This is a genomic window from Gilliamella sp. M0364 (assembly GCF_016100565.1).
GTDB lineage: Bacteria > Pseudomonadota > Gammaproteobacteria > Enterobacterales > Orbaceae > Gilliamella > Gilliamella apis.
Map to the genome: position 1 here is coordinate 15,277 of NZ_JACFSF010000010.1, position 13,095 is coordinate 28,371.

The 13,095-nt window shown below is 36.5% G+C and carries 10 protein-coding genes and 1 tRNA gene; 2 read left to right on the forward strand and 9 right to left on the reverse strand.

The window, feature by feature from the left end; all coding sequences use genetic code 11:
* Positions 1-16: 16 nt before the first annotated feature.
* The 8 genes from nusA to H3U96_RS09940 form a co-directional block, all read right to left on the reverse strand.
* Positions 17-1,492 (reverse strand): transcription termination factor NusA, encoded by a 1,476-nt coding sequence (gene nusA, locus H3U96_RS09905; RefSeq protein ID WP_086360519.1) that lies wholly within the window; start codon positions 1,490-1,492, stop codon positions 17-19.
* 16 nt (positions 1,493-1,508) lie between these two features.
* The gene (gene rimP, locus H3U96_RS09910; protein ID WP_065578449.1) at positions 1,509-1,970 is read right to left on the reverse strand and encodes a ribosome maturation factor RimP; all 462 of its coding nucleotides are present in this window, start codon (positions 1,968-1,970) and stop codon (positions 1,509-1,511) included.
* A 190-nt stretch (positions 1,971-2,160) separates the two neighbouring features.
* Positions 2,161-2,237, reverse strand: a tRNA-Met gene (locus H3U96_RS09915).
* 195 nt (positions 2,238-2,432) lie between these two features.
* On the reverse strand, positions 2,433-3,260 hold the full coding sequence (gene trpA, locus H3U96_RS09920; RefSeq protein ID WP_198196466.1) for a tryptophan synthase subunit alpha: 828 nt from the start codon (positions 3,258-3,260) through the stop codon (positions 2,433-2,435).
* Positions 3,257-4,450 carry a tryptophan synthase subunit beta gene (gene trpB, locus H3U96_RS09925; RefSeq protein ID WP_232347778.1) on the reverse strand — a complete coding sequence of 398 codons (1,194 nt, stop codon included), beginning with the start codon at positions 4,448-4,450 and terminating at the stop codon, positions 3,257-3,259. Before trpB ends, trpA begins: the two co-directional genes overlap by 4 nt.
* 23 nt (positions 4,451-4,473) lie before the next feature.
* Positions 4,474-5,856 carry a bifunctional indole-3-glycerol-phosphate synthase TrpC/phosphoribosylanthranilate isomerase TrpF gene (gene trpCF / locus H3U96_RS09930; protein ID WP_232347779.1) on the reverse strand — a complete coding sequence of 461 codons (1,383 nt, stop codon included), beginning with the start codon at positions 5,854-5,856 and terminating at the stop codon, positions 4,474-4,476.
* A gap of 15 nt (positions 5,857-5,871) precedes the next feature.
* On the reverse strand, positions 5,872-7,503 hold the full coding sequence (trpD, locus tag H3U96_RS09935) for a bifunctional anthranilate synthase glutamate amidotransferase component TrpG/anthranilate phosphoribosyltransferase TrpD (protein ID WP_198196470.1): 1,632 nt from the start codon (positions 7,501-7,503) through the stop codon (positions 5,872-5,874).
* Entirely contained in the window at positions 7,503-9,065 is a 1,563-nt protein-coding gene (locus tag H3U96_RS09940) for an anthranilate synthase component 1 (RefSeq protein ID WP_198196472.1), read from the reverse strand. Before H3U96_RS09940 ends, trpD begins: the two co-directional genes overlap by 1 nt.
* Positions 9,066-9,470: 405 nt before the next feature.
* Here H3U96_RS09940 and H3U96_RS09945 point away from each other — a divergent pair, with 405 nt between their 5' ends.
* Entirely contained in the window at positions 9,471-10,379 is a 909-nt protein-coding gene (locus H3U96_RS09945; RefSeq protein WP_086360524.1) for an SPFH domain-containing protein, read from the forward strand.
* Positions 10,380-10,482: 103 nt separating this feature from the next.
* A complete protein-coding gene (locus H3U96_RS09950; protein ID WP_086360525.1) occupies positions 10,483-10,947 on the forward strand; it encodes an NfeD family protein in 465 nt (154 codons plus the stop codon).
* 235 nt (positions 10,948-11,182) lie between these two features.
* Here the strand turns inward: H3U96_RS09950 and H3U96_RS09955 are convergent, their stop codons facing one another.
* On the reverse strand, positions 11,183-12,862 hold the full coding sequence (locus H3U96_RS09955; protein ID WP_198196474.1) for a bifunctional UDP-sugar hydrolase/5'-nucleotidase: 1,680 nt from the start codon (positions 12,860-12,862) through the stop codon (positions 11,183-11,185).
* Positions 12,863-13,095: the final 233 nt, after the last annotated feature.

The window sequence follows — 13,095 nt, forward strand, 5'->3', positions numbered from 1 at the left end:
TATTACTTTCCCTCAATTATTCATTTGCAAACCAACAAATATTACGGGCAGCCATAATAAAATCGCCAGCTTGTGTGCTTGTTAAGCCTTCAATATCCGCAAGATCATCTGTACCTTGTTCAGCTAAATCTTCTAAAGTTACTACATCTCGTTGTGCTAATTGATAGGCTAATTCTTGTGTCATACCTGGTAGTTCTAATAAATCTTGAGCAGGTCGTTTATCACCACTATGCGCAAGAGCAATAGTTGTTAATGCATCTTTTGCTCGATTTCTTAATGCTTCAACCAGCTCTTCACCAAGTTCATCAATTTCTAATAACTCTTCAACTGGTACATAAGCTAGTTCTTCTAATGAAGTAAAACCTTCTTCAACTAAAAGCTGGGCAAGATCTTCTTCAATATCTAAATGTTTCATTAGATTATTAATTGCTGCAAAAGATTCAGCTTGATGTTTTTCTTGCAAATCTTCTGTGCTCATGACATTTAACGTCCAACCAGTAAGTTGTGATGCTAAACGAATATTTTGTCCGTTACGACCAATAGCTTGTGGTAATGTTTCAGCATTAACTGCGACATCCATAGTGTGTTTATCTTCATCAACCACGATTGACACAACATCGGCTGGCGCCATAGCATTGATAACATATTGTGCAGGATTATCATCCCAAAGAACGATATCGATACGCTCACCACCAAATTCATTTGAAACCGCTTGAACACGTGCGCCTCGCATACCAACACAAGCACCAACAGGATCAATACGACGGTCATTACTGCTAACCGCAATTTTAGCACGGGAACCAGGATCACGAGATACACCTTTAATGTCTATCATCTCTTCACCGATTTCCGGCACTTCAATGCGGAATAACTCTTCCATCATTTGTGGATTTGAACGACTAACACAAAGTTGTGCTGGTTTATTATCTTGTTCAACAAGATATAAAATACCACGTACACGATCACCAATTCGGAAATTTTCACGAGGTAACATATCATGGCGAGACATCATTGCATCAGCGTTATTACCTAAATCAAGGATAACACTATCACGATTGGTCTTTTTAACAATACCAGTCACGATATCACCGATACGGTTTCTAAACATGTCAATTACCATTGCACGCTCAGCTTCACGTACTTTTTGCACAATAACTTGTTTAGCGGTTTGGGTTGTAATACGGTCAAACGCGACTGACTCAATTTGTTCTTCTACATAATCACCTAATTTTACATCAGGATCTTCAAACTGTGCTGCTTCAAGGGTTATTTCTTTAGTGGGTTGAGTGACTTCATTCACTACTAACCAACGACGAAACGTATCATAATCGCCAGTTTTATGATCGATTTTTACAATAACATCGATATCAACAGTATGTTTCTTTTTAGTGGCTGTCGCTAATGCGGTTTCTAACGCTTCGAAAATCTTATCTCGGGTAAGAGCTTTTTCATTAGATACTGCTTCAACAACAGCTAAAATTTCTTTATTCATCCTTTACACCTGTACTCTATTTAAGGTTAAAATTTGGTACAATGTTTGCTTTTTGAATATTACTAAAAGCAAACACTTCATCATTTCCATCTACATTAAACGTAATCATTTCATTCTCAATGGATTTAATCTGTCCTTTCCACTTGCGGCGATTGGCAACCGGAATACGCAAACTGACGATGACTTCTTCACCAACAAAACGTTGATAGTGTTCAAGCGTAAACAAAGGCCTATCCATACCTGGAGATGAAACTTCAAGATTGTAGGCATCTGTAATAGGGTCTTCAACATCAAGTACCGCACTAATTTGTCGACTAACATCAGCACAATCATCAACGGTAATACCATTTTCACTATCAATATATACGCGTAAAACGGGATAACGACCACGAATATATTCAATACCAACTAGCTCAAAACCAAGTGCATTAACTGGTTCTTGAATGATATCGGTCAATTGCTGTTCTAAATTAGCCAAACAAACCTCCACTGCAGAAAATAAAAAAGGGCATAAAGCCCAACATTCCTTTTAAACTTGCGTTTAAATCATAACATATAAAAAAACCCCGACAAGCGAGGCTACATTTAAAATTTAATATAATGAAGCCACTTGATTCGAACTTTCAGACAATAAAAATGGGATAGATTAATATGAATGAAAATTTAAGTGGTTGCGGGGGCTGGATTTGAACCAACGACCTTCGGGTTATGAGCCCGACGAGCTACCAAGCTGCTCCACCCCGCGATAGATGGCTGAAGATTATACTGTCTTTTGTAAAAATTGCAACCGAAAATCATAGCATAATTAACAAAAAGACCTTAAAGTTATTGAAAACTAAATTGCTATGATTTTGTGTCGCAACTAATTACAATTAATCTCAAGTTAAGGTTAATATAAGTACAATTATTGTTTTTTCAAGTAATAAATTCCGCTGAATAATCAGCGGATAGTTTTACTGTTATTGTTTTGCGTTGCAGCTTTCATCGTTTTAACGAAACTCGCTAGTTCGCTCAACATTTTGGTTGGATTATTAAGGTTATTTTCAATAATTTTGACCGTTGCTGAACCAGCAATTGCGCCTGCGGCACCCGATTTAATCGCTTCACTGACCTGAGCCGGTTCTGAAATACCAAATCCTTGAATCGCAGGCGGTGCTTTAAACTCTGTCAATTTTTCGAGTAAATGTGTAAGTGGTTTATTAGCTCGATTTTCCGTACCAGTTACCCCAGCTCGTGAGACTAAATAAGTATAACCTTTACCATGCTTAGCAATATTTGTTATCACCTCATCATCAGCATTAGGTGGACAGATAAATATCGGAGCTATGCCATGTTGTTCGGCGGCACCAGTAAATTCTTCCGCATACTCAACAGGTAAATCAGCAACTAATACAGAATCAACACCAGCTTTGGCGCATTTATCATAAAAGTTATCAATACCATTTTTAAATACTAAATTGGCATAGATTAATAATCCAATAGGAATATCTGGATTACTAGTTCGAATGTTAGTTAAGATTTCGAAGCATTTTTCAACGGTTATACCACCATTAAAAGCACGAATATTAGCATTTTGAATTGTTGGTCCATCCGCCATTGGATCAGAAAAAGGAATGCCTAATTCTAACGCATCAGCCCCAGCATCAATCATAGTTTGAATAATTTGACTTGAAAGTTGTGGGTTTGGGTCACCAACCGGAACAAAAGGAACAAATGCACCACGTTTTTCGACTGTTAAACGATCAAACAGTTTTTGATAACGACTCATTCTATTTCTCCTTTTGCTTTTAATACATCATAAACCGTAAAGATATCTTTATCACCACGACCAGATAAATTAACAATTAATAGTTGTTCTTTGTTTGGATTTTCTTTAATCATTTTCAGTGCATATGCTAATGCATGTGATGATTCTAAAGCTGGGATGATCCCTTCATGACGTGATAAAGCTTGAAATGCTTCAAGGGCTTCGTCATCAGTGGCAGAGACATATTCTGCTCGCCCAATACTATCTAAATAAGCATGTTGTGGACCTACCGCTGGAAAATCTAGGCCTGCGGAAATCGAATAAGACTCTTCTATTTGCCCTTCATCGGTTTGCATCATTGGAGTTTTCATACCGAAGTAGATGCCAAGTTTGCCATGTTTAAGTGATGCACCATGTTCACCACTTTCAATACCATGTCCACCAGGTTCAACACCAATTAATCTGACTGATTTATCATCAATAAAATTAGCAAACATACCAATAGCGTTTGAACCACCACCGACACAAGCAATAACGGCATCTGGTAATCGCCCTTCTTTTTCCAAAATTTGTTGTTTTGCTTCACGGCTAATCATTTGTTGGAATTCACGCACAATAGTCGGGAATGGGTGCGGACCAGCAGCCGTACCTAACATATAGTGTGCGGTTTGGTAACTACCAGACCAATCGCGTAGCGCTTCGTTACAAGCATCTTTTAACGTTGCTGAACCCGTTTCCACCGGAATGACGGTGGCGCCCATCAGTCGCATTCTAAATACATTTGGAGCTTGGCGTTGAACATCTTTGGCGCCCATGTAAATTCGGCATTTTAAACCTAATAATGCGCAAGCTAATGCTGAAGCGACACCATGCTGACCAGCACCCGTTTCGGCAATAATTTCGGTTTTACCCATTCTCTTAGCCAACAGCGCTTGGCCTAATACTTGGTTTGTTTTATGGGCACCACCGTGAACTAAATCTTCTCGTTTTAAATAAAGTTTGGTTTTGGTACCAGCAGTGAGATTTTTACATAATGTTAAGGCTGTTGGACGACCTGCATAGTTAACCAAAAGATCGCTAAATTCTTTTTGGAAACTCGGATCGTGTATCGCCGATATAAAAGCATCCTCAAGTTGTTCAAGCACTGGCATTAAAATTTGCGGTACATATTGACCGCCAAATTTGCCAAAATAAGGATTTAATTTAGACATAACCATTCCTTCAATATAATTAGTTAAATTTGTTCAAATACTGCTGTAATTTTTTGTTTATCTTTAATTCCGGGTGAAACTTCAACGCCCGAGTTAAGGTCAACACCTATGACATCGGTAGCGAGTGCTTCACTAACATTTTGCGGATTGATACCACCAGCTAAAATGACGTTACTTAAATCTTTGCCACGTAATAGCGACCAATTAAAACTTTTACCTGTTCCACCGGCGCCATTATCAAATATATACCTTGATACCAATGAATTATCATGATATGGAATACTATCGCCGATACTTAATGCTTTCCAGATTTGACAGGCTACTGGCAATTTTTGGCGAAGTGTCTGAATATAATTATCATCCTCATGGCCATGCAATTGCACCGCATAAAGTGACAGTTGTTTAGCTATATCACAAACATCTTCAATATCACTATTTTTAAATACACCGACCCAATTGAGCGGAGCTGCTGCGATAACACTACGTGCCTTAGTTACTGTGATATATCTTGGTGAATTTGCCACAAAAATTAATCCACCATAAACCGCTCCCGCTTGATAAACGGTGATAGCATCCTGCGCTCTGGTTAAACCGCAGACTTTATTTTCTCCTAGCATCACCTTACGAATAGCTAGATTTAGATTTGACTCAGACATTAACGCGCTACCAATTAAAAAACCGTTAGCATAATGGCTAAGATCTTTAACTTGATTATGAGTGTAAATACCCGATTCACTGATAATAATTCGATCAGCAGGGATAGATTTAGATAATGTTTTTACTCGATTTAAATCTACTGACAGGTCACGAAGATTACGATTATTAATACCAATAACTTTGGCGCCAAGATGAATGGCTCGCTCAACTTCTTGTTCCGTACTGGCTTCAGTCAAAACCCCCATATTAAGTTGATGAGCAATTTGGCTAAGATGGCGATACTCATCATCATTTACCACCGATAACATTAACAAGATAGCATCCGCCTGATAATATCGCGCTAAGTAAATTTGATATTCATCGATAATAAAATCTTTGCAAAGTACCGGTTGAGTAACTTCATTACGCACCATTGGTAAAAATTCAAACCGACCTTGAAAATATTTTTCATCGGTTAAAACTGAAATTGCCGAGGCATAATCTTTATAAACTTTAGCAATCGTTGCCGGATCAAAATCTTCACGAATTAAACCTTTTGATGGCGATGCTTTTTTACACTCTAAGATAAATACCGTCTTCGGTTGTGTTAACGCTTGGTAAAAATCACGATCACTCGGTACAACTTTGCTTTTAAAGTTAGCCAGTGGATTTTTAGCTTGCTGTTCAGCCAGCCATAGTTGTTTATCTGCAATAATCTTTTTTAACACTGTTGCCATTTCAACATTTTCGGTTAATGCTGCAATTGCCATTTTATTCTCCACTTATTATCTTGCTGCTAACTTCTGTAATAGCTCATAGGCTTTGCCACTATGCATCAATTCAATTGCGCGTTGGGCATTTAGTTTTAAATCTGACTCACCAAATAGACTGATCAACATCGCCACATTTGCGGCAATCGCTGCTTCATGGGCGGGTTTACCCTGTCCTTGTAAAATCGCTAGCAATAAATCGCGATTCATTTCCGGCGTACCACCTTCAATATCTTTTAAGGTGTATTGTTGTAAACCAAAATCTTGTGGTGTCAGGGTGAAATAGCGAATTTCGCCGTTTTTTACTTCTGCAACTTGGGTTTCGCCATGAATCGCGACTTCATCCATACCGGCACCGTGTACCACATAAGCATGGGTATAGTTCAACATTTTTAATGTTTCTGCAATCGGTTTTATCAAATCAGGGTGATAAACACCGAGTAAAATACGTTTTGGTCGTGATGGATTTATCAACGGTCCTAGCACATTAAAAATTGTGCGTGTTTTTAATTGTTGACGAACTGGCGCAGCATGACGGAAACCGGAATGATATTGTTGAGCAAATAAGAAACATACCCCTAATTCATCAAGCGCTTTACGTGAGGCTTCCGCTGACATATTTAATTTGATACCTAAAGCAGATAGTACATCGGAGGATCCTGATTTACTTGATACCCCTCGGTTACCATGTTTAGCGACTTTATACCCTAAGGCCGCAGTAACAAAAGCACTAGCTGTTGATATATTAATACTATTCGTGCCATCACCACCTGTACCAACAATATCGGTAAAATCATAATCAGGAACTTCAAAAGCATCGGCATTTTCAAGTAAGGCTTGCGCCGCACCGGCGATTTCATCTGGTTGTTCACCTCGCACTTTCATACTTATAATCGCGGTTGCCAGAACTGTTGGTTCGATTTTACCTTGAATTATGAGATTAAACAGTATTTTACTCTCTTCTTGAGATAATACTTGTCCTAAGTACAATTTATTTAAAATCGGTTGGATATTATATTCTTGCTTATCAACAATTGCCTCTTGTTTTGCTTGCGGTTGTTTTTGAACTGGATTAAGTGCCCATTCAATGGTTTGCTCTAATAATTTTACCCCTTGAATGGTTAAAATCGATTCAGGATGAAATTGAAAACCACAAACCCGATCTTCATCATTACGTACCGCCATAACGATATTATTACACATGGCATTAACGGTTAGTGTTTTTGGAATATTTTCACCTTTTAATGAGTGATAGCGCGCTACCGGTAATGGATTTGGTAAGCCTTTAAACATAGCTTGACCATCATGTTCAATTAATGAGGCTTTACCATGCAAAATATCACCAGCTGGTACAATCATACCACCATAAGATTCGACAATCGCTTGATGGCCTAAGCAGATACCAATAATCGGTAATTTCCCTTTTAAACGTTTTAGTAATTCAGGCATTGAACCTGCTTCACTTGGCGTACCTGGACCTGGCGATAACATTAAGATAGGATTTTGCATTTGTGATAATTTTTCGATAATCACATCCGCCGGAATAGTGTTGCGATAAATTGTCACGTTATGTTGATTATGACGTAACTGATCAACCAAGTTATAAGTAAACGAATCAACATTATCAATAAATAAGATATTAGCCATTAGAATACACCTTCTACATTATGCGCTGCCATAATCGCGCGAACAACAGCACGAGCTTTGTTACGTGATTCGTCCGATTCTGATTGTGGTTCTGAGTCTAAAACCACCCCACCACCTGCTTGCACCGTGGCAATGCCATCTTCAACATAAGCACTACGGATAACAATACAGGTATCCAAATCACCACTAGCGGTTAAATACCCCACTGCGCCACCATAACTGCCACGTTTTATTTTTTCCGATTCAGCAATTAGCTGCATTGCTCTTACTTTGGGTGCGCCGGTTAATGTTCCCATATTCATTGTTGCTTGATAAGCATGTAGTGCATCAAGATCAATCCGCAACTGGCCAACTATTCTTGAAACAAGGTGCATAACACACGAATAACGGTCAACTTTTAATAACTCTTTAGTATAACGAGTGCCCGGCTGGCAAATACGAGCTAAATCATTACGGGCTAAATCAACCAACATTAAGTGTTCAGCCAACTCTTTTTTATCAGTGCGCATTTCAAGTTCTAGTCGGCTATCCAAATCATAATCAATCTCACCACTTGCGGATAAACCACGAGGTCGAGTACCGGCAATAGGATAAATTTCAACTTGATTATTGGTCTTGTTATATTTAAGGGCACTTTCTGGTGATGCACCAAACAGAACAAAATCGCTATCTTGCATATAAAACATATATGGACTTGGATTGGTATTTTTTAACACTTGGTAAGCAGATAATGGTTCAGGGCATGGTAATGAAAAACGTCTTGAAGGAACGGCTTGGAAAATTTCACCTTGTTGGATAGCATCCTGCATTTTTTTAACTATGGTATTGAAATCATCATCACTCTTATTACATGAAACATTTATTTCTGCTAAAGATTGAGTCTTAATCGCTTTCATCGGTTGATTAAGTTTACTTTGCAACTCAGTTAAGCGTTGATTCAAGCGTTTTGTCTCATCAGGACAAGAAGTAAATGCCGTTGCTTTTAACAATGAAACACGGTCTTTATGATTAATTTCAAGTAATGTTTCAGCTAAATAAAAGCGAAAGTCTTGGCAACGTTGTTCGGTTGGTAGCAGAGGTAAATCTTCAAAGCCAGCAACAAGATCATAAGCAAATAAACCACCGACAAACACTGCATCAGAACTCGCTTGTTGTGGGATATTAACGATGTTTAATAATGTTCTTAGTGCATCAAAAATTGATAATGACTTTAAGCGAGAATCTTCATCTTGCAAATTATCAATAGCCGGAAAAACTAGCTGAAGATTATGTTCATCTAATTGTGTTTTAGCGACGTTATCAGGAAAAGCTTGTAGTAATAAAGGTAATAATTTTTGTCCGTTACTCGTTAAAGCTTGAAAAGTGACTTGGTTATTGAGTGCAGAAATAGTCAAAGCGCTATCAACTATCATTACACTTTTGATACCTTGCTTATTATCAATTTCAGCTGATTCCAGTAACAATGTTGCCGGTTTGTTATCACAAAGTTGATAAAATACCTGAGTCGGATCCTGATAATAACCAATGGTTTTAATTATCTGTGTTAATGTAGGCTTATTCATTGTTGACTCTCTTTTATAAAATTATTTTTATCTTTATAAAACTAAAATACCCGCACTGAGCGGGTATTATGAAAAAAGGACATCATCACATCACCCGCAAAAAGTGATGCGCCACCAACCCAAAACTGTAGTTTGTTTACAATGAGTTAATGTGGATTGCTGATTTATCATTATTGTATCTGCTAAAAAAGATCTTGTACTATTAAACTAGTTCATTGATGTGTTGTCAAGTGAATATTTTGTGTACATTTAAATTAAGTCTACCTGTTAGCAATCAGAAGGGCTTTTCACAGTAAAAAAGTTTACTATTTTTTATCAAACGAATTAAAACTAGCCAAACCAGATTTTAGTCTTTAAAATAAGCAACTCCGATAAATTATTAATAAAAATTAGAGATTTTGATCTATGCCTATCTTTTTTATTCTTATTGCAGTAATCGTTTTACTTGCAATTGTAACAGTTTTTAAAGCTATCACTATTGTTCCACAAGGATACCAATATACTATTGAGCGTTTTGGTAAATATACGCATACCCTAGAACCAGGTTTAAATATTATTATTCCTTTTATGGATGGTGTAGGCCGTAAAATTAATATGATGGAACAAGTGCTTGATATTCCATCACAAGAAGTTATTTCTAAAGATAATGCTAATGTGCAAATTGACGCTGTTTGCTTTATTCAAGTACAAGAAGCAGCAAGAGCCGCTTATCAAGTTAATCAACTTGAACGTGCAGTGATTAATTTAATGATGACGAATATCCGTACTGTACTTGGTAGTATGGAGCTTGATGAGATGTTATCACAACGTGACCATATTAACTCAAAACTACTTAGTATTGTCGATGATGCAACTAGCCCATGGGGAATAAAAATTACCCGTATTGAAATTCGTGATGTTCGTCCACCGGCAGAACTAATTGCAGCTATGAATGCGCAGATGAAAGCTGAACGTAATAAACGTGCAGAAATTCTTGAAGCAGAAGGTGTTCGTCAAGCGGCTATTTTACGATCTGAAGGTGAAAAACAGTCAGAAATTTTAAAAGCTGAAGGTGAAAAACAAGCAGCATTTTTACAAGCTGAAGCACGCGAACGTGCAGCCGAAGCGGAAGCTAAAGCAACACAAATGGTTTCGGATGCTATTGCAGCTGGTAATATTAATGCCATCAACTACTTTGTTGCACAAAAATATACTGAAGCGTTACAACAAATCGGTGCTTCAGATAACAGTAAAGTTGTGATGATGCCACTTGATGCATCAAGCCTAATGGGTAGCATTGGTGGTATTGCTGAATTAATCAAAAATACTAAATAGGCTGTACTAAATTAAATTTAAGCAAATCATATTCCCTAACTGGTTATAAATTGGTTAGGGAGATGATAGGAAATATAATTCAATTAATAATAGGTAACAACCAATGACAGATTTTTTAATGGTTATTTATAATTCTCCTCACTGGATATTTATTGCTTTAGGTGGTATTTTGCTGATTGCTGAGCTATTAGGAACCGGCGGATATGCACTTTGGAGTGGAATTGCGGCCATTATTGTTGGTTTAATTGCCTTAATTTTACCATTGTCTTGGCCAGTTTTATGGATTTTGTTTGCTATTTTTACGTTAATATCTGCTTATCTTTGGTGGGTATGGTTAAAAAAACGCGATAACAACAAATCAAGTAAAGTTGAAATCAATCAACCACAACAAGAACTAATTGGTATTAGAACAATAGTTACTGATGCCATTACCAATGGTTCAGGACGAGTAAAGATAAAAGACGGCACATGGTCAGCAAAATGTAATCAAGATCTAGAAGTGGGTCATCCTGTTGAAGTTGTTGCAGTTGAGGGCATAATACTGAAAGTAAAAGCACTCAATAAATAAATCTATAAATTAATAATTAAATACGAGTCATTGGCTCGTATTTTTTTGTTCATTAAAAAATAATCAATCAGATAAACCATTTACTAAATATCTTCTATAGTAAAAATTCTTGGTTTTTATCACAATAAGGTAATTACCGTTAATTCAACTCCAATATAAAATTTAAAGTGCTTATAACAGTAATTATCATTTTACTAAAAACTAGTGTAAAAACGAGCCAATAAGGATACTAATACTAATTCGATTGTTTAGGATCAATACCAATAACTTGCCAATTATTATTTGATTCATCGCTAATCTTACCTTTCTTCACATCGGTAATATATTTAATGGTCATATTACGAATGGTACCTTCTTCATCACCTAATGCCGTACGAGAATTCCAAATTGGCTCGACTCGGCGCCCTTCTAATGGACCACCTTTTTTCACCAACATTTCATAACGATAAGCATTCATACCTAGTTTGAGTTTCATATCATCAGTAATAACTTTACCATTTAAAAGTGTTAGATTTTTAATTCGATGCCCTACTGGTTCACTTAAATCAATAATATATTTAACGCCACCAAACATATCATAAGTCATATATTTAGATGCGCCTCGCACCGAATCATATTGATAATTTTTATCCGTTGGTTGTACTTGAGCAAAATATGCCGCTGACCATTCCATATAATCTTTAAGATCCTTTCCGGTAACTTCAAAAATAGAGGTTTCACCAGCAGTGTATTGATAATTGTTAGCAATATCTTTGCGAGCGATTGGCCCTTTATTTAATATCGCTTTTTTATTATCGACTAAAACAGCAGTCACATCCGCACCGCTATAATAAATTTGTACAGAATTAAGTAAATTAGTTAAACCACTTTCTTGCAAGTAAACCGCTGGTATACCATGTATTATCTCTTGTGGTACAAGATCTTGATCTGTTTCACCAATAACTTGATTAGAAATTTCTCTTAATTGTTGATGATAAGGCGAATAAATTTTCTCGATTTCAGGATCAGCTGGATAAGTTTTTACCGGTAATGTTTGCGATTTTTTCGCTTTTAACGTTTTTTTATTGCCATCAATATCAAATTTAAGATCAACCACCGATACTACTGTACCATAGCGATGGGGTTCAGTAATAACAACATTATTAATGACTTTTTCACTAATATTTTGATGATTATGTCCGGCAATAATTACGTCAAGCTCGGGTAACTGATTAGCAACATCGGCAACACCTGTACCCGGTTTATTGTTTTCATTATCTAATCCCATATGGGTAACTAAAACAATAGCATCAACTGATTGTTGTTTGAGATTAGCAATTTGTTTTTTTATTTCCGGTATTGGCATAGTAAATTCCATTTGATTTACATAACCAGTTTTATTCTCATATTCTGGAACAAAAGGCGTAGTTGCACCAATAAAGCCAATCTTAATACCTTCTTTCTCAATAATGGTTGTGGCGGGTAAATAAGGTTTACCGGAATCTTTATAATAAATATTAGCCGCTAAAGTTTGGCCTTTAAATTCAGAAATTACTTTATCGACTATCGGCATACCGAAATTAAATTCATGATTACCAAGTACCATAATGTCATAATGCATAGCATTTAAGGCAGCAATAGCTGGATGATCTTTCACATTATTAAATCGTTCAATTTGATTATCTTGAATAATATCACCAGCATCAACCAAAATGACATTAGCATGCTGAGAACGGTACTCTTTTAAAAATGAAGATATCTGCGCATAAGAGCCTGAAGAGTCTGCTTTGTCAGTACCATAATCCCACGGTAACATTCGCCCATGCACATCTGACGTTGCTAAAATAGAAACACCAACTTCTTTTGCATTAACCTGAAATACACAACCTAATATAAATAAACCGCTTAACAAAGCACGTTTTTTGCTTACCAACATCCTTATCTCCTATCACTATTATGTAAAATTAACATCCTAATTAATTTAAATCGTTTTTATAAAAACAGCTATTATTCTAAATTATTATTTTTTCAATTAAAGCGTTTTTATAAAAAACAAGATGCTTAATCAGTGATAAAAAATGCCTAACGATAGTGACTATTGTTAGGCAAAATAAGGAGTACGAAAGTTATTTCCATAAACAGACAGAATGTTAGTTTAATTTAACATTC